This is a genomic window from Pseudodesulfovibrio profundus (assembly GCF_900217235.1).
Taxonomy (GTDB): domain Bacteria; phylum Desulfobacterota; class Desulfovibrionia; order Desulfovibrionales; family Desulfovibrionaceae; genus Pseudodesulfovibrio; species Pseudodesulfovibrio profundus.
Genome location: NZ_LT907975.1, coordinates 2,493,048 through 2,510,464 on the forward strand (window position 1 = coordinate 2,493,048; position 17,417 = coordinate 2,510,464).

14 protein-coding genes are annotated in these 17,417 nt (G+C 54.5%); 7 read left to right on the forward strand and 7 right to left on the reverse strand.

The annotated features are described in order from the left end of the window. Window positions 1-533: 533 nt before the first annotated feature. Window positions 534-1,817: a sulfate adenylyltransferase gene (sat, locus tag DPRO_RS11735; RefSeq protein ID WP_097012207.1), complete on the reverse strand. Its 1,284-nt coding sequence runs from the start codon at window positions 1,815-1,817 to the stop codon at window positions 534-536. A gap of 609 nt (window positions 1,818-2,426) precedes the next feature. Between sat and aprB the strand changes: the two genes are divergently transcribed. From aprB to DPRO_RS11765, 6 genes are all read left to right on the forward strand, one after another. Beyond that, the gene (gene aprB / locus DPRO_RS11740; protein ID WP_097012208.1) at window positions 2,427-2,927 is read left to right on the forward strand and encodes an adenylyl-sulfate reductase subunit beta; all 501 of its coding nucleotides are present in this window, start codon (window positions 2,427-2,429) and stop codon (window positions 2,925-2,927) included. A 66-nt stretch (window positions 2,928-2,993) separates the two neighbouring features. After that, the gene (gene aprA / locus DPRO_RS11745) at window positions 2,994-4,991 is read left to right on the forward strand and encodes an adenylyl-sulfate reductase subunit alpha (RefSeq protein ID WP_097012209.1); all 1,998 of its coding nucleotides are present in this window, start codon (window positions 2,994-2,996) and stop codon (window positions 4,989-4,991) included. 158 nt (window positions 4,992-5,149) lie between these two features. Further along, a complete protein-coding gene (locus DPRO_RS11750; protein ID WP_269459698.1) occupies window positions 5,150-6,394 on the forward strand; it encodes a CoB--CoM heterodisulfide reductase iron-sulfur subunit A family protein in 1,245 nt (414 codons plus the stop codon). Between the two features lie 3 nt (window positions 6,395-6,397). Continuing rightward, complete coding sequence (locus tag DPRO_RS11755) at window positions 6,398-8,689, forward strand: hydrogenase iron-sulfur subunit (protein ID WP_097012211.1); 2,292 nt, start codon at window positions 6,398-6,400, stop codon at window positions 8,687-8,689. Window positions 8,690-8,699: 10 nt separating this feature from the next. Continuing rightward, on the forward strand, window positions 8,700-9,971 hold the full coding sequence (gene qmoC / locus DPRO_RS11760; protein ID WP_097012212.1) for a quinone-interacting membrane-bound oxidoreductase complex subunit QmoC: 1,272 nt from the start codon (window positions 8,700-8,702) through the stop codon (window positions 9,969-9,971). Between the two features lie 51 nt (window positions 9,972-10,022). Then, window positions 10,023-10,685 carry a kinetochore Spc7 family protein gene (locus DPRO_RS11765; protein ID WP_097012213.1) on the forward strand — a complete coding sequence of 221 codons (663 nt, stop codon included), beginning with the start codon at window positions 10,023-10,025 and terminating at the stop codon, window positions 10,683-10,685. A 388-nt stretch (window positions 10,686-11,073) separates the two neighbouring features. On the opposite strand, the gene DPRO_RS11770 is transcribed toward DPRO_RS11765, so the two are convergent. The 3 genes from DPRO_RS11770 to waaF all read right to left on the reverse strand — a co-directional run bounded on the left by DPRO_RS11770 (window position 11,074) and on the right by waaF (window position 12,965). Then, window positions 11,074-11,385: a hypothetical protein gene (locus DPRO_RS11770; RefSeq protein ID WP_322788572.1), complete on the reverse strand. Its 312-nt coding sequence runs from the start codon at window positions 11,383-11,385 to the stop codon at window positions 11,074-11,076. A 54-nt stretch (window positions 11,386-11,439) separates the two neighbouring features. Continuing rightward, the gene (locus DPRO_RS11775; protein WP_097012214.1) at window positions 11,440-11,862 is read right to left on the reverse strand and encodes a DUF4079 family protein; all 423 of its coding nucleotides are present in this window, start codon (window positions 11,860-11,862) and stop codon (window positions 11,440-11,442) included. Between the two features lie 68 nt (window positions 11,863-11,930). After that, a complete protein-coding gene (gene waaF, locus DPRO_RS11780) occupies window positions 11,931-12,965 on the reverse strand; it encodes a lipopolysaccharide heptosyltransferase II (RefSeq protein ID WP_097012215.1) in 1,035 nt (344 codons plus the stop codon). A 108-nt stretch (window positions 12,966-13,073) separates the two neighbouring features. Between waaF and DPRO_RS11785 the strand changes: the two genes are divergently transcribed. Beyond that, window positions 13,074-13,313, forward strand: coding sequence for a hypothetical protein (locus DPRO_RS11785; RefSeq protein ID WP_097012216.1), 240 nt, complete (start codon window positions 13,074-13,076; stop codon window positions 13,311-13,313). Between the two features lie 99 nt (window positions 13,314-13,412). On the opposite strand, the gene DPRO_RS11790 is transcribed toward DPRO_RS11785, so the two are convergent. The 3 genes from DPRO_RS11790 to DPRO_RS11800 all read right to left on the reverse strand — a co-directional run bounded on the left by DPRO_RS11790 (window position 13,413) and on the right by DPRO_RS11800 (window position 17,351). Continuing rightward, on the reverse strand, window positions 13,413-14,747 hold the full coding sequence (locus DPRO_RS11790; protein WP_097012217.1) for a histone deacetylase family protein: 1,335 nt from the start codon (window positions 14,745-14,747) through the stop codon (window positions 13,413-13,415). 3 nt (window positions 14,748-14,750) lie between these two features. After that, a complete protein-coding gene (locus tag DPRO_RS11795; protein WP_097012218.1) occupies window positions 14,751-16,451 on the reverse strand; it encodes a hydantoinase/oxoprolinase family protein in 1,701 nt (566 codons plus the stop codon). Between the two features lie 114 nt (window positions 16,452-16,565). Continuing rightward, the gene (locus DPRO_RS11800) at window positions 16,566-17,351 is read right to left on the reverse strand and encodes a substrate-binding periplasmic protein (RefSeq protein WP_097012219.1); all 786 of its coding nucleotides are present in this window, start codon (window positions 17,349-17,351) and stop codon (window positions 16,566-16,568) included. Between the last annotated feature and the right edge of the window lie 66 nt (window positions 17,352-17,417).

The window sequence follows — 17,417 nt, forward strand, 5'->3', positions numbered from 1 at the left end:
ATCCTTGAGACTCACTTGTGAAAAAATGAGCGTAAAGGGTCAAACCCCTTATTGTGAAAAATGGGATTTGAGCTGTTTTGGCGCTTGTTCCATATATTCACAAATCAGACTGTTAAAGTCTGGAATGATCAGTTCTAGTAATAGCACAATGTTATCAGTGGTTTGTGGTGTTGTGGAAGATTCCATTGATGACTTCAATACATAAGACGCTTTCCCCACGCAATAGCAAATACTCTGGAAAATAGTGCCTGTTTATTCAGGCTATATAGAATGGTTGTATGAAGAGGTCGGAAAATGATGCGATTCCGCCATGTCCAAGCCAATCACTCATGAAGTAGGTTGGGGCGAGTTTTCCGCTGGGGCGTACTTGTTTTGCTGTGTGCGCTGGTCCTAATCAAATGAGCCAAAAAACACATGTGTTCAGAGTGTTAGACCGAAACACAGGTGGTCGTTTCTAATGAAGGGCAACAAAAAAGGGGAAGCTGCAATGCAGCTTCCCCTTGAATAGTCAGCTTGGGCTGACCGACGGACACTTACATGTCTGCGCCGGAAGCAGCTTTCTGCATCTTGACTTCAACCTTTTCGGTCAGGCTGCCGTAGTAGTCACGGAGGATCTCGAGGACTTCGTCACGACCGAAGTGGTCAACGACCTCGGCGCCTTCGGACAGGGCCTTACGGAGCTTGGTACCGGACAGGATGACGCGGTCTTCTTTGGTGTGCGGGCAAGTGCGCATGGAAGCCATGCCGTCGCACTTGTAGCAGTAGAAGGTCCAGTCAATGTTCATGGGCTTGCAGAGCAGAGCCTTGCCCGGTTCGGGGCATGCTTCAGTGACGTAAGGGATCTTCTTGAAGATATCCTGAGCTTCGAACAGACCGTAGAAGTCGCCGACGCCAGCGTGGTCACGACCGATGAGCATGTTGTTGATGCCGTAGTTCTGGCGGAAGGTAGCGTGGATGAGACCTTCGCGAGGACCGGCGTAACGCATGTCGAGGGGGTAACCGGCGTTGATGACGTTCTCGGGAACGAAGTAGTTGTCGATCAGGGTCTGGATGCACTTGATGCGGACATCACCCGGGATGTCGCCCGGCTTCAGGTTACCGATCAGGGAGTGGATGACGACGCCGTCACACACTTCGATGGCGATCTTGGCCAGGAATTCGTGGGAGCGGTGCATGGGGTTACGCAGCTGCAGAGCGGCAACGTTGGACCAACCGCGCTTTTCCATCTCTTCACGGATCTGAGCGGGGGTGAGGTATACACCGGGGAAACGCTCGGCGTAGTCGCCTTCGGACAGGACTTTGACGGGGCCGGCCAGGTTGTACTTGCCCTGAGCCATAACCATCTGAACGCCCGGGTGGTCTTCCATAGCGATCTTCCAGAAGACGTCGTCAGCGGACTCTTCGCCTTCGCCTTTGTAGACCTGCTCGCATTCCCACTTCTTGTCCTCTTCGGTCATCTCGAACTTCTCTTCGACCTTCATGGTGGCGTAGATGGTGCCATCAGCGGCCTTCAGAGCTACTTCATCACCAACTGCGACTTCTTCGTCGTTGGTGTCGAGAGTGATGGGGATGGGCCAGAAGGTGCCGTCAGCCATCAGGAAATCAGAGCAAACGCCTTTCCAGTCAGCTTTGGTCATGAAGCCGTTCAGCGGAGAGAAACCACCGATACCCATCATGATCAGGTCGCCCTTGGCGCGATCAGAAATTTCGAGAGTCTTCAGGCCTTCAGCCTTCTTGATTTCAGCTTCGAGCTCAGCGCCTTCGAGCAGGCAGCAGACGAGACCTTTTCCACCGTGAGGTGCTACGAGGTTGGACATTTAAGCCTCCTAAAAAAAGATTTTGTAATAAAACCATTGCCTTAATTCATGGTGGCGAATTCTAGCCGCCCCGAAACCATGATTATTTCCCACATATCGGGTTCGCCTTTAATGTCCGTTTGTGAAAGTCGTGTCAAGCTGTTTTTTGCGGATACTCAATCGCTTGTAATATTGTATTGAGCGAGATAGAAATTAGAGTATTTTGATAGAAAATCTAGAAAAAAGGTGCCTGAATCAGTCCGAAAAAAGTTTGAATTCCGGCGTAGTCGGGGAATTGGTAAAAATATGCAATCAGATGAAAAATGCCTTGCAAAAAAAGCTGGAGTTGAACTATAAAACTCAGTGCTTTTGTGCGGGAAACCTCCTGTGCACAAGGCTTTGCTCTTTTGGCGGGAATTCATAGTGCATCGCTTGTGAAACGGCGATGCAAGCAAGACTGCCAGGCAGGAAAAGACACCGCTTGTTCAAAAATTCACTTTCACGTTGACAAGGGGGTGTCCTCTTGCTAATTCCCAATTTCCGCACTCGTTTTGAAAGGGTGCAGAATATTTTGTTTAGGTAGAGGACGTCGGTTTAGTTGATAAATAAAACCCTTTAGGAGGAGAAGTTATGCCGACTTTTGTTAACCCGGAAAAATGTGACGGCTGCAAGGGTGGCGAAAAGACCGCCTGCATGTACATTTGCCCGAACGATCTGATGATCCTGGATGCTGACGAAATGAAGGCTTACAACCAGGAACCTTCCGCTTGCTGGGAGTGCTACTCCTGCGTTAAGATTTGCCCCCAGGGCGCTATCGAAGCTCGTCCTTACGCCGACTTCGCCCCCATGGGTGGTACCTCCATCCCCATGCGTTCCGCTGAAGACATCATGTGGACCATCAAGTTCCGTAATGGTTCCGTGAAGCGCTTCAAGTTCCCCATCCGCACCACCCCTGAAGGCTCCATCAAGCCCTTCGAAGGTAAGCCGGAACCCACCGATCTCGACAACGAACTGCTGTTCACCGAGGCCGAGCTGGTAACTCCCATCGCTACCGCCATGGAAGAAGCACAGGTTACTGACGCTGACCTGAAGAAAGAGTGGAAGATGGAAGACTACGCCAACCTCGTTTAATCGAGTTTGACGTAACCTTTGTCTGATTAGACTACTTAGATCACGTAAAATCTTAGGAGAAATATTATGCCTCTGCTTCCCAGTAAAGAAGCTTCCAAGGGTGTTGCTCTCGCCGAGCCGGAAATCGTCGAAAAATCCGTTGATATTCTGATGGTCGGTGGCGGTATGGGTAACTGCGGCGCTGCATTCGAAGCCATGCGCTGGATCGAAAAAGTTGATCCTTCCATCACCCTCGAGCTGGTTGACAAAGCCGCTATCGAACGTGGTGGCGCTGTTGCCCAGGGTCTGTCCGCTATTAACACCTACTGCGGTGAGAACGACGTTGACGATTACGTCCGCATGGTCCGTACCGACCTCATGGGCATCGTCCGCGAAGACTTGATCTTCGACCTCGGCCGTCACGTTGATGATTCCGTCCATCTTTTCGAAGAATGGGGTCTCCCCATCTGGGTCAAGAAAGACGGCAAGAACCTCGACGGTGGCAAGGCTAAAGCTGAAGGCCTCGCAATCCGCAATGGCGCCGAGCCGGTTCGTTCCGGTCGCTGGCAGATCATGATCAACGGTGAGTCCTACAAGTGCATCGTTGCTGAAGCTGCTAAGAACGCCATTGGTGAAGATCGCTACGTTGAGCGCGTGTTCATCGTTAAGATGCTCCTCGACGCCAATGAGCCCAACCGCATCGCTGGTGCTGTTGGTTTCTCCACCCGCGAAAACAAGATCTACATCTACAAGTGCAACGCTGCTACCGTTGCTTGTGGTGGTGCCGTTAACGTTTACCGTCCCCGCTCCACTGGTGAGGGTATGGGTCGTGCTTGGTACCCCGTATGGAACGCTGGTTCCACCTACACCATGGTTGCCCAGGTTGGCGGCGAAATGACCATGATGGAAAACCGCTTCGTCCCCGCCCGTTTCAAAGATGGTTACGGTCCGGTCGGCGCTTGGTTCCTCCTCTTCAAGGCCAAAGCTACCAACTACAAAGGTGAAGACTACTGTGAGACCAACCGCGCTATGCTGAAGCCTTACGAGGATCGCGGCTACGCCAAGGGTCACATCATCCCCACCTGCCTGCGTAACCACATGATGCTCCGTGAAATGCGTGAAGGCCGCGGCCCGATCTTCATGGACACCAAAACCGCTCTGCTGAACACCGTCAACGGCGACCTCACCGGTCCCGAGTGGAAGCACCTCGAGTCCGAGGCTTGGGAAGACTTCCTCGACATGTGTGTCGGTCAGGCCAACCTCTGGGCTGCCACCAACTGCGCACCTGAGGATCGCGGTTCCGAGATCATGCCTACTGAGCCGTACCTCCTGGGTTCCCACTCCGGTTGCTGTGGTATCTGGGTTTCCGGTCCGGACGAAGAATGGGTCCCCGAATCCTACAAGGTTAAAGCTGACAACGGTAAGGTCTACAACCGTATGACCACCGTCAACGGCCTCTGGACCTGTGCTGATGGTGTTGGCGCCTCCGGTCACAAGTTCTCCTCCGGTTCCCACGCTGAAGGCCGCATCGTCGGTAAGCAGATGGTCCGTTGGGTTGTCGACCACAAGGACTTCACCCCGACCCTGAAAGAGACTGCTGAAGAACTGAAGCAGGAACTCTACCAGCCCTGGTACACCTACGAAGAGAACAAGGGCGGTTCCACCGATCCTGTTGTCAACCCGGCTTACATCACTCCTCACAACTTCATGATGCGCCTCATCAAGTGCACCGATGAATACGGTGGTGGTGTTGGTACCCTGTACATGACCTCCAAGGCTCTGCTGAACACCGGCTTCTGGCTGCTCGGCATGATCGAGGAAGACTCTCAGAAGCTCGCAGCTCGTGACCTCCACGAACTGATGCGCTGCTGGGAACAGTTCCACCGCCTCTGGACCGTCCGTCTGCACATGCAGCACATCGAGTTCCGCGAAGAATCCCGTTACCCGGGCTTCTACTACCGCGGCGACTTCATGGGCCTCGACGATTCCAAGTGGAAGTGCTTCGTTAACTCCAAGTACGACGTTGAAACCGGCGTCACCACTGTCTTCAAGAAGCCTTACGTCAAGATCATCCCTGACGCATAAGTTCGCAGGTAACTGATCATCCCGTGACCGCGGGCCCCCCGGGCCCGCGGTCACTTCCCAACATGCCGGGGAAATGGTCTGAATCCGGGCCGGGATGATATACCCCCGGTCCGGGTTTAGGCCATTTTTTGGCTTATCCTCAACTTTATTCGGGAGGAGTGAAGAGAATGTCGAATAATAGTATTCTCGTTGTAGGTGGGGGATTCGCAGGGATCACCGCCGCCCTCGAAGCTGCCGAACTGGGCTACGAGGTGTACATCGTTGAAACGAATCCCTACCTCGGGGGCAGGGTCGCACAGCTGAATCAGTATTTCCCCAAGCTGTGTCCGCCGTCCTGTGGTCTGGAGATTCAGTTCCAGCGCATAAAAAACAACCCCAACGTCAAGGTCATCACCATGGCCAGCGTCGAATCCGTTTCCGGCTCTGTCGGCAACTACGACGTAAAAGTCACTCAGCGTCCTCGCTTTGTGAACGAAAAATGTACCGCCTGCGGTGAATGTGAAAAAGCCACCTCCACCCAGGTCGCATCTGAATTCGACTACGGTGTTGGTAAGCGCGGTCTGGCTTACAAGACCCATCCTTTCATGTTCCCCATGCGCTACGTGGTGGATGCAGAAAATGCATCCGATGGCGAACTGGCTGCCATCAAAAACGCCTGTCCGTATGATGCAGTAGATTTGGATGAGACATCCAAGACCATCGATCTGGCTGTGGGCGCAATCGTCGTCGCCACCGGCTGGAAAAGCTATGACATGTCCAACCTGACCAACTTGGGTGGTGGACAGATCAAGAACGTTATCTCCAATGCTCAGCTGGAACGCTTGGCAGCGCCTAACGGTCCGACCGGCGGCAAGATCGTTCGTCCTTCCGATGGTGCAGAACCCAAGAAGATAGCTTTCGTTCAGTGTGCCGGTTCTCGTGACCAGAACCACCTGAACTACTGTTCCTACATCTGCTGCATGGCTTCCCTGAAGCATGTCCGCTACATTCGCGAACGCTCCGATGCTGAAGTCACCGTATTTTACATCGATCTGCGTACCCCCGGCCGCTATGACAAGTTCAAATCCATTACCGAAGCTGATGACAAGCTCAGCTTGGTCAAAGGTAAGGTTGCCGGAATCGTCGAAGACGCCGACGGCAGCCCTGTTGTCACCGTCGAGGACGCACTCACCAGCATCAAGCGCGAAGACAAGTTTGACATGGTCGTTCTTGCCACCGGCATGGAGCCCAGCATCGCTGGCCTTCAGGCTCCGGCTGGAACCATCGATGCCGACGGTTTCGTGATTGATGGTGAAGGCATCTTCGCTGCCGGTTGCGCCAAGCAGCCCCTTGACGTCATGAAGACCGCCCAGTCCGGCACCGCTGCCGCGATGAAAGCGATCCAATCCGTGGTAGGGAGGTAACCAATGGCTGAAAAGCTTGGAGTATATATCTGTGGAGGTTGCGATATCGGTGATAATATCGATGTCGATGCCCTGGCCGAATTTGCAGCCAATGGCAAGCATTCCTCCTACGTGACCGTGGCCAAATCCAACCCGGTTCTTTGTAGCCCGGAAGGAAAAGCCATGATCGAGGCCGACATCGCCGAGAATGAGCTTGATGGCGTGGTTTGCTGCGCCTGTACGCCCCGTGCCAAATGGGACGTATTCAAGTTCGGTGATGAGATCCAGGTAGAACGCGTCAGCCTGCGCGAGCAGTGCGTATGGTCCTACCAGGAAGACAAGCAGTTCCCTGGCCAGATGGAAGTCATCGCCAAGGACTACACCAACATGGGGATCAGCAAGCTGCACAACAGCAACATCCCCACGCCGGAATTGCCCGAAGTGTACAAGACCGTTCTGGTTCTTGGCGGCGGTTTCACCGGCATGAAGGCTGCCCTGAACGCAGCTGCTCTGGGGTACGAAGTCCTGCTCGTAGAGAAGGATGAGAACCTGGGCGGTAAAGCAGCCACCATGTACAAATCCTTCCCGCTCGGCGCTCCTTTCAGCGATCGCGAGCAGGAAATCGGCATCGACGCCCTGATCAAGGACGTTGAAGCCAATAGCAAGATCACCGTACTTACCGGTTCCACCCTCGAGTCTCTCGCTGGTGCTCCGGCCCGGTACAAGGCCACTGTCTCCGGCACCGAATACGAAATCGGCGCTGTCGTCATGGCCACCGGTTGGGTTCCTGGCAAGTCCAAGTTCCTGGCTCCGCTGGGGTACGGCAAGATCAAAAACGTTGTCACAACCGCTGAATTCGAGAAAATGGCTGCCGGTGGTGCTATCAAGACCGCTGACGGCAAGACGCCTGAATCCGTTGCTTTCATCGTAGATACCTCCCTCCTTACGAAGGGTATCCGTTACGATGGTTGTGGCGATGCATGCGAAGCTCCCGAAGACATGCCTTGCGATGATACCAAAGACGAATCCTATGCTGAAGGCGAAGAAGAATGCGAAGTCTTCGAGTATGAGGATAAAGAGTCCGCAAAGCACCTGGCTTACAGCTCCGAGCTGACCTCGCTGGTCGCTCTGAAGCACGCCAACTACGTGCGTGAACTCGCACCTGAAGCCGTAGCCTACGTGATCTACGATCACATGATGGTTCCCGGCATCAATGAAAAATACTATCAGGCAGCTCAGGATGATCCGGGCGTAATGCTTACCAAGGGTACCGTTACCGGTGTCAAGGAAGCCGGTTCTCAGATCATCATCTCCGCCGAGAATACCTTGCTCGGTCAGGATGTTGAGCTGGTTGCCGACATGGTTGTCGTTCCGACCGCCATCGTTCCGACCACTGCTGCCGATCCGACCATGAACTTCGTCTACCGCCAGGGTCCGGCATTCCCCGACCTGGAACTGTTCGACGGATTCGCGGATTCAAACTACATCTGCTTCCCGTACGAGACCCGTCGTACCGGCGTTTACGCTGCAGGTTGTGTCCGTCAGCCCATGGGGCTGGGTCTGGCCGAAGAAGATGCCGCTGGTGCCGCTCTCAAAGCCATCCAGTGCATCGATTCCGCCAACCGCGGTGTCTCCGTACATCCGCGCTCCGGCGACCTGAGCTTCCCCGAGTTCAACTTCAACCGTTGTACTCAGTGTAAGCGTTGCACCGAAGAGTGTCCGTTCGGCGCCCTCGATGATGACGAGAAGGGTACGCCGCTTCCGAACCCCACCCGCTGCCGCCGTTGCGGTACCTGCATGGGTGCTTGTCCGGAACGCGTCATCTCCTTCGCCAACTACGGCGTTTCGCAGATCAGCCAGGCAATCAAGGAAGTCAAAGTTCCTGATACCCTGGATGAAGGCGGTCCCCGTATCCTCATCCTGGCTTGCGAAAACGATGCTTACCCCGCCCTCGACATGGCTGCCATGCGCGGCAAGTCCTGGTCTCCGTATGTCCGCTTCCTGCCGGTCCGTTGTCTCGGTTCCGTCAACGCCATCTGGGTGGCTGATGCCATGTCCAAGGGTGTCGACGGCGTGATGATGCTCGGCTGTAAGTACGGCGACGATTACCAGTGCCACTTTGTCAAGGGTTCCGAACTGTGCAACCGCCGTAAGGAAAACATCGCTGAGTCCCTGGGACGCCTGGGTGTCGAAGCTGAGCGCGTTGAGCAGTACGAGGTTTCCATCGACATGTACGATCAGGTCCCGGCCATGATCGACGACTTCGTGGATAACATCACCACCAACTTCGGCCCGAACCCGTTCAAGGGTTACTAGGAGGTACGGCATGTCTAATACCGTCAAGGTACAACCGGACCTTAAGTTCGTAAAAGAGTTGCAGGCCGTAGGCGGCGACTCCCTTAAGAAATGCTACCAGTGCGCCACCTGCTCGGTGGTATGTCCGCTGTCTCCTGCTGACGGCCCCTATCCCCGCAAGGAGATGGTTTGGGCGCAGTGGGGTCTGAAGGACCGCCTGGTCAATGATATCGACATCTGGCTGTGTCACAACTGCGGCACCTGTTCAGATCTGTGCCCCCGTGGCGCCAAGCCGGGCGACCTGTTGTCCGCGCTTCGTAACATGGCCTACCGGAACCTGGCTCCGCTGCCGATCATCGGCAAGCTGATGTCCAGCTCCGCCGGTCTGCTGCCGCTGGCCGCTATCCCGGCCATCATCTACGGCATCATCTGGGTCATCATGGCTGGTAAGGTTGGTTCCTTCCTGCCTACTTTCGAGTGGAACGCACTTGATCATTCCTGGGTTCCCGTTGCTGACGGAGACATCATCTTCGGTGGTCTCTTCCCCGGCGACTACACCATTGACCCCATCTTCATGGTTGTCTTTGCATTCATGATCTGGGGCTTCTATGCCGGTGTCCGGAATATGGTCAAAGCATTCGATGCACAGCCCAAGACCTTTATCGTGGGCCGCAAGGAAGAACCCTGTTTCTGCTCTTGCCTGATCGATACCTTCAAACACGAAATCCTGAACCACAGCCAGTTCAACGACTGCAATGATGATCACTCCGATGAGCTTGATCAGAAGCGCGCCGGTGGACACCGCATGCTGATGTTCGGTTTCGTTGCACTGATGATCGTCACCGGTGTTGTGGCTACAGGTCACTGGGGTGGCTGGTTGCTTCGTACGCTGGGTATTACCGGGCTCGGAGACATTGTCTCCGCCATCGGCCATACCCCGATGCCGCTGTATCACCCAATCAAGCTGCTTGCCTTTGTTGGCGCCGGCCTGGGTATCTACGGCCTCGTAGCGTTGACCAAGCGTCGCGTGAATCTGGACCAAGCCAAACAGTCTTCCAGCTGGTATGACTGGTACCTGATCGTACTGATCTGGACCATCTTCCTGACTGGTGTGGGTGCTTTCCTGTTCCGCGTGATGGGCGTGGCTCTGCTCGCCTACCCCGTGTACTACGTGCACCTGATTACTGTCTTCATGATGCTGGCATACCTGCCCTGGTCCAAGCTTGGACACCTGGTATACCGCACCGTGGCTCTGTCCTACGCCAAGAAGATTGGCCGCATCCCCATGGGCGATGACAAGTAGTCGCCTGGGTGAACATACAAAACGAAGCTTACTTAGTTAAGGAGGCATCAAATGGCTGAAGCTAAGGTTTTCCCAATGAACGCTTTCGTGTCTGTGCTGCGCGGCGAAGCCGCCGACCAGACCCAGCTCGATATGCTGGCTTACATCACCCAGGCAGAAACTTTGGACGCTGACGTCGCTCCCGTGGCGCAGGCTCTGTCCAAGGCCTGGATCTACGAACAAGAACCCGGTCTGACCAAATACGCCGAAGGCGATATCGCCAAGCTCGGCAACCAGGTCAAGATCGAAGCGCTTCCTGCTGCAGAAGCTGCCCGTGCTCAGGCTGTCCTGGACATTCTGGCTGCTCTCAAGGAAGAAAATGCTACTCTCAAGGCTGAAGTTGAAAAACTGAACGACGAGAAGAAAGCATTGGCTGATAAGATCAGCCCGCTTGAAGCCAAGGTAAAAACCATCGATGCTGCCAACGCCGCTGGCGAGCAGCAGGTTTCCGTGGCTACCAACAAGCTGAACGAAATGACCCAGAAGCTCAACGACCTCATGGCTGAAGTCGAGAAGGTCAAGAGCCAGGGTGTGGTTGTCGCCGGTGTTGCCGGTGCCGCCGGTGCCGAAGGTGCTGCAGCCGATGGCGCAGCCATGGCCGACGGTCCTGAAGTCGGTGGCGAACCCGAACCTGATTTCGGACTGGGCGGCGACGCCTTCGGTGGTGACTGGTAAATCGTTTACCTTCACGCCAATTGAACTATCAAGGCCCCGCGTTGTGCGGGGCCTTTTTTATTGGCGTATGGAGCGACTGGTTGCGGATTTGGCAGTCAATAACCAATGAGTGTGAGAGTGAAGCTTGTAATTTGCTGACCACTACTGATTCTCGTGGCGCTTTTATGTGGACTCAATGAATGGTGCGAAGGACAACTTCGAGTAATGAGGCGTCATGCCGGGATGCCAACAAATGACATGACTCATCGTCACATGAGTCGTGCTTGTAAAAAAGGGGAGTTGAAAGGATATGTTGCTCGGGGAGTAGGACTGCTAGCGATAAATCTGCAGTGAGCGCAGGCATGGCAATGCATGCAAATGGCAAAGGTGCGGTACTTGGTGTGGGGAGTTACTCTTCGTCGCGCGATCGAACGTCTTCGCGCCAACGGTTGAGCGGTGCATAACACCCCTGGCCTTCATGCTGGGATCGGCGTACTTCCTCACCGTATTCGGGGTCCAACATCAGTCGACAGATATATCGATTGTTCTCTTTGTCCCATTCCAGCACAGGACAACGCTTGGTGTATCCATACCGCCTGTGGGATTCGGAGCATGGGTCACGCAGACAGCACCAACCGCAACCAACGCAGGGTTCGTTTTCCTCGTTCAGCGGTTCGAGCGCAGGAGCACCGTCAAATATATCGAATTCGGAGTCAGTCATTTTTCCTCTCGCAGAGGGAATCAAATACTCCGGTGAACAGTGAAAGGCAAGGTTCTACAAAATGAAATCCTTGATGACCTGCCACCCTGTCCGAATCTGATACAATGCCAATCCGACAAGCAGCAGGTTGCAGACACCATGGGCAAGAGGAAGCAAGGTACGTTTTGCCTTGTTCTTATCCATGTAATAGCCGGATACAGCCCCGAAGATCATGAGCGGCAGCATGGTGAAAGCGATTTTGTAGTGTGCGCCTGTGACAAAGTTGACTTCCCATTTCAAACGGGCAACGGTCAGTCCGCCTGCCATGCCGAGCATCCAGAGTCCTATTGCGATTCGACCAATGGTGACGTGTTGCTTCCAGTTGAAGGGGATTTTGAGACCAGCGTGTTGTGACAGCAGGCGTTTTACACCGTGGTAGCCTGCATACAATCCAATGATTGTAGCGCAAATCTGTAGAAAAGGGTGAACCCAAAGCATAGTACCTCCGAAACCGGTTTGCAGGTTTGCGGTTATGGTACACGAAATATTTTTTTGGGCAAAGTTTCCTAAACGTTCAGTTTCTTACGCAATTCGTTCCAAACTATTTCAGGAGTCAATTCTCGCATGCAATTGTGGTGTCCTTTGGGGCAGGTGCGGGGACCGTGGAGCCCGCAGGGACGACAATCCAGTGGTGTCTCTGCTACTGTCGCGTTCTTTCCTCTGGGGAAAAATCCGAGTTCCTTGACTGTCGGGCCGAAGAGGGCAACCAGTGGAACGTCCTGGGTCCATGCCAGATGCATGGGGCCGGAGTCGTTTGTGAGGTAGGCGTCGAGTTTCCCGAGATAGGCGGCCAGTTGGGGGAGAGAGAGTTTGCCGGACAGATCGAGTATATCCGGGCCATGTTCTGCGCCCTTTTTAACCTGTTCCGCAACTTCTTTTTCGTCCGGTCCGGCGAAGAGGACAACTTTGACACCGGCCTCAGTCGCCTTGTCGATGATGGAGCTGAAGTATTCTACAGGCCAACATTTGGTGGGCCAGGTAGAACCGGGATGCATACCCAAAACCGGCTGGTCTTTGATGTGGATTGCCCAGAAACGGTCAGCATCGATTCGGGCAGATTCATGGAGCACAAGTTCCGCCTTGGGGCTTGGCCCTTCAAAACCAAGGGGTCGCAGCAGTTGGAGGATGCGTTCGATCTCCTCCAGTTCGTCGAACCGGCGGGGGACAGTCTCGGTGTACGCCACTCGATTATACCACGGTGCGTCATACCCGATACGGCGCTGGATGCCTGTAGCCTGTGCCACAATGGCAGAGCGCAGGGAGGTGTGTGTGGAAATCCAGAGGTCGAATCCTTGTTGTCCAATGGATTTTCCCAGCCGGTAGGCTGCGAGCAGCGACTTGTCCTTACCGCGCTTGGCAAACGGGTGTACCTGGGTGATTTCGGGCTGGCCCTCGAAAACCGATTCGACACCGGCCCTGACAAAGAAGTGAATCTCTGCATCAGGATACTGATCTTTCAGTGCTTTTAGCAGCGGTAGGGTCAGAACGGTGTCCCCGAGAAATGCTGTCTGCCAGACGCCGATTTTTTTGTAGTTGCTCATTGGGAGGTTATGTACAGTGTCCCGCTTGATCAGGCAACGGTTGATCTACAGCCTATATCACCGTATCGTACCCTGATAAAACGACAGCAACGCAGCCAGGAGGCAGCAATGAAATACATCATGTTTGAAGACTTTTCCGGCGCAGCCATTCCTATCATCTTTCCCAATCGCATCGACCATGCCGAAATGCGTGAGCAGATGCCCTACACTCGGGCACTTTCTGCCGGATATGTTTCCTATGGACCGGAAGGGTGGAGCTGCCACGGAAGTTCAAAAAGTCTTGAATTGAAGGCAGAAGAAGCTGACGCCGCAGTCATTGCCGCCAAATTCGAAGACGCCGAGAGCTGATCCCTCGGCTCACTGCTCGATTTTCCCTGTCCGAGTCACGGGCAGGGAAGCCGCTAATCGGCATCGAGATCAAGGGCGCTGTCGCCTGTACTTCCCTTTTCAAAACCCGTAGCGGACATAATCCTTGTCCAGCCTGTTGATGAGCTGCACGTAGCGATAGGTCCCCTTGACCAATCCGTCTTCCACCAGTTCATACCCGCGTGTCCGGCAATCCGGGCACGCATCGATGGGAATCTCTACTCCGAGGCACATGGGACCGGAATCGGCGCGGGTCTCCACTTTGTACAATCCACGGCACTGATCACACAAGGTCAGCGACTCCTGTTGCACCTCGTTGATGCCGTCGGTGTCGTAGTAAATCTGTTTGTGGCGGATGAACATGTCGCCGGAAATGACGCCCTGACGGGAATCCCCTTTGGCGTTGAACGCTGGTGGCTCAAAATAGAGTCGGGGCAACTGGCGGCACAGCTCCGCTATGTATTCCGTGGTCCGGCTGTCCTGTCGAATCTGCTCCGGGTTGTAGTTCGGTTCGCGGATGTTGGAGTAATCCACACCCGCCATGGCCAGGCAGATACCGAGATTGATGTATGGCAATGCTCCCTGAATGGAATAGCCACCCTCAAGAACGGCGATATCCGGCTTGAGCATTTCGTTGAGAGCCGCGTACCCCTTGGCTGAGAAGTTCATGTCCGTGATCGGATCGGTGAAGTGGTTGTCCTGTCCCGCGGAGTTGATAATCAGATCGGGCTGGAAATCATCGAGGATCGGTTTGACCACCTGCTCCATGACCATCATGAATCCTTCGTCCGATGTGTTGGGCGGCAGAGGGATATTGATATTTTTGCCCATCGCGTTGGGACCGCCCAGCTCTTGCGGAAAGCCTGAGCCGGGATAGAGTGTGCGACCATCCTGATGCATGGAGATGAACAGGGTGTCCGGGTCATGCCAGTAGACATCCTGCGTGCCGTCCCCGTGATGGCAGTCGGTATCGACAATGGCGATTTTGCGATGGCCGTATTTTTCACGAATGTGCTCGATCATCACCGCTTCGATGTTGATGTTGCAGAATCCCCGTGAGCCGTGAACGACCTTCATGGCGTGGTGTCCGGGCGGGCGAACCATGGCGAAGGCGCAGTCTCGCTCGCCGGTCATGACAAGATCGGCGGCCTTGATGGCTCCACCGGCTGAAATGCGGTGGGAGCGCGTGGTCACACCGTTGACGTCCGGGAAGCAGAAATGCACACGTTCCACATCCTCGATGGACGCGACGTCCGGCTTGTATTCGCCTATCCCTTCGATGTCGAACAGCCCTTCCTCGCGCAGTTGATCCTGCGTGTACAGCAGGCGCTCCTGGCGCTCGGGATGGGTGGGGGAGATAGCCCAGTCGAATGCCGGGAAGAAAATGATACCGAGTTTGTTCTTGGCTTTGAGCATGGCTTATCTGTCTCCCAGTGTAGTGACGACGCCGGGGCGTACCTGGCATTTCACGCGGATGTTCTTGCCGACCTGACTCATGCCTTCGACCATGTTGAAACTGGAGGCGTGGGTAATCTGGGCATCTTCGGGCTGAAGAAATACTCCCATTGAATCGAGCTGCATGACCAACTGGTTCACCGCATCCTTGCGGGCGTCATCCAGATTGTAGCTGGAGTGGATATTTTCGCGATAGGAAAGCGAGGGGATGAACATGGTGTGACGCTGGGTGTCGGCAAATAACTCCAGTTCCCAGGTAGGACGGGTCAGGGCCGCGCCAACGGCATTGGCAACACCGTAGTTCTTCGGCACTTCCGTGGAAAGCTGAAACCGCTTGAACACATCCTTTTTCAACGCCTTGGCCGGGCCGCCCATCAGGTAGACCTTTTTGGGGACAACCCGTTTACCCTCCACCAGCTCGTGGATGGTATACACCGGCTTGGAATTGATTTTCTCCAGTAGCTCGCGGGTTGCGTCGTAAATGGCCAGAGACGCGTAATCCACGGCTTCTTCGGCCAACCGTTCGCCGGTCAGGGAATGGGCTGCGGCGTACTCATCCACGGCGAGTCGGGATTTTTCCACATCGCCAACCTTGCATGAGCCCTTGTAGTTGAGCGCATCGGTCAGGGTGATCCGCTCGCCGCCAAGACAGACCGAAGGACCAAGGCGATTGGGTCCGACACGTACTTCGTCACCCACAACGGATATGGCGGAAGCCCCGCCAATGCCGATGGAGTGCACCTTGAGGGCGGTGACAAGGGTCGGGTGGGAACCGATGGTGATGCCTTCGCGCTCGATGAGTGGCGCGCCATCGGCAAATATCGCAATGTCGGTAGTGGTTCCGCCGATATCGAGAATCACGGAATCGTGAAAGATGTCGGTCAGTCCGATGATGCCCATGACCGAAGCGGCCGGGCCGGAAAAGATGGATTGGACGGGCATTGTGCGTGACCGGGGCATGGGCATGGTGCCGCCGTCGGCCTTGAGGATATTCAGGGTGATATGGCCGAGTCCGAGTTCTTCCAGTGCCTGCTCCACTGCTGTGGCGAAGTCGTTGTAGAGGCGCCAGACCGCACAGTTGAAATAGGCGGTGGCGACACGGCGAGGGAAGTTGAGCGCGCCTCCCAGTTGGTGACCCAGCGTAACGAAATCGGCCATGTCGCACCCTGTGTCATCCTTGCTGCGGCAGGCGGCCGTGCGAATGGCGTTTTCATGGCGGGGGTTGCGTGTGGAAAATTTGCCAACGCAGGCATAAACCCTGATCCCGTTCTGCTTGCAGGAGTCGATGGCCTTTTCCAACTGGCGAGTGGGCATGGCCCGGACTTCGTTGCCTCGATGGTCAATGGACCCGTCGATGACATGATAGTCCTTGCACGGCATGAAGTTGTGCGGATCAATGCCGGGACCGGATGAAACTATGACACCCACATCCTCGGTTTTTCCCTGAACAATGGCATTGGTGGACAGTGTCGTGGAAAGGTTGAGTTGGGTGATCCCCTCTTTGTCGACCTGACCTAATATGTTTTTGAGCGCTTCGGTCACCGACCAAAGCAGATCGTCATGGCGCGTGGGGACTTTGCACCATGCAGCCACTTCTCCCCCGTTTTTCATCGTGACGGCTACCGCATCGGTGTGGGTGCCGCCGACATCTATTCCTAACAGCATCTGCGCTCCTCGAATTTTTGCAGGCGTACGCAATAATTAGCATTGGGCAGACGCTATTCGCAAGATGGAATAGGTGAATGGACAGATTGGGGGGGTGAAAGGTCGACCTGGAGATTATGGAATGGTGACGTAACCCGCATGCCTGTACTGGCAATTGTAGGACGACATGATTTCGTCAATCTCACCACTGTCGACCATGGCCTTGATGTGTCGGCTGAATTCCTCAGCACGTTTGATGAGTGGCGATCCTCTTGATATGGCCAGATGCGCGCCTGACCCTTCGGTGAAGCGGTACTGAGCATGGCGAACATGTTTGGCGCAACCGTACTTCTGAAGCTCACAATCCGCCACGGATGTAGCGTGGATAAACGTATCAATACGACCCTGCGCAAGCATTTTGTGAAGTTGATGCAGATTGTGGGCCGGTATTTTGTTCAGGTGCTGATCGTTGTCAAAACGGGCGAAGTACTTGGTTCCGGTAATGTAGCCGATACGCAGGCCGTTAAGATCTTCATACCGTTGAATACTAATAGGACTTCGTTTCAGGAGATAGAAAGCCTTGTCACTGCCGCGGTGGTAGTGCGGCTCCACAAAGTGGAGAAACAGCTCCCTGTCGGCAGAGCGCTGCAATGTGGTGCCTGCGTCAAGTTCGCCCTGTTCAAGCATCAGCAAGCCTCGGGTAAACGGTACAGAAACCAACTCCAGTTTGAGGTTCATTCGTTTGCACAGGGATTTGAGCAGGTCTATATCAATGCCAGTGACATCACTGCCGGGTTCAGTGATTATCCATGGTGGATAGGATGATATTGGAACACGTAAAACACTTGTTTGAGCTGCGGCGGAGGGAGAAAAGGCAAGGATACACAGTATGCTCAGTACAGGCAGGAAAGACAAATGCATAGGCAACAACCTTAGTAATAGTAACTAATCTTTAATCACATATTATGCAATGTGAGGCGTTTTTGT

What these genes read in the sequence shown, in the direction of transcription:
- DPRO_RS11770 (WP_322788572.1), bottom strand. Translation starts at nt 11,385, where the DNA reads ATGACTGACTCCGAATTCGATATATTTGACGGTGCTCCTGCGCTCGAA.
- qmoC (WP_097012212.1), top strand. Translation starts at nt 8,700, where the DNA reads ATGTCTAATACCGTCAAGGTACAACCGGACCTTAAGTTCGTAAAAGAG.
- DPRO_RS11790 (WP_097012217.1), bottom strand. Translation starts at nt 14,747, where the DNA reads ATGCTCAAAGCCAAGAACAAACTCGGTATCATTTTCTTCCCGGCATTC.
- DPRO_RS11775 (WP_097012214.1), bottom strand. Translation starts at nt 11,862, where the DNA reads ATGCTTTGGGTTCACCCTTTTCTACAGATTTGCGCTACAATCATTGGA.
- DPRO_RS11795 (WP_097012218.1), bottom strand. Translation starts at nt 16,451, where the DNA reads ATGCTGTTAGGAATAGATGTCGGCGGCACCCACACCGATGCGGTAGCC.
- DPRO_RS11755 (WP_097012211.1), top strand. Translation starts at nt 6,398, where the DNA reads ATGGCTGAAAAGCTTGGAGTATATATCTGTGGAGGTTGCGATATCGGT.
- DPRO_RS11800 (WP_097012219.1), bottom strand. Translation starts at nt 17,351, where the DNA reads ATGCATTTGTCTTTCCTGCCTGTACTGAGCATACTGTGTATCCTTGCC.
- DPRO_RS11785 (WP_097012216.1), top strand. Translation starts at nt 13,074, where the DNA reads ATGAAATACATCATGTTTGAAGACTTTTCCGGCGCAGCCATTCCTATC.
- aprA (WP_097012209.1), top strand. Translation starts at nt 2,994, where the DNA reads ATGCCTCTGCTTCCCAGTAAAGAAGCTTCCAAGGGTGTTGCTCTCGCC.
- waaF (WP_097012215.1), bottom strand. Translation starts at nt 12,965, where the DNA reads ATGAGCAACTACAAAAAAATCGGCGTCTGGCAGACAGCATTTCTCGGG.
- sat (WP_097012207.1), bottom strand. Translation starts at nt 1,817, where the DNA reads ATGTCCAACCTCGTAGCACCTCACGGTGGAAAAGGTCTCGTCTGCTGC.
- DPRO_RS11765 (WP_097012213.1), top strand. Translation starts at nt 10,023, where the DNA reads ATGGCTGAAGCTAAGGTTTTCCCAATGAACGCTTTCGTGTCTGTGCTG.
- aprB (WP_097012208.1), top strand. Translation starts at nt 2,427, where the DNA reads ATGCCGACTTTTGTTAACCCGGAAAAATGTGACGGCTGCAAGGGTGGC.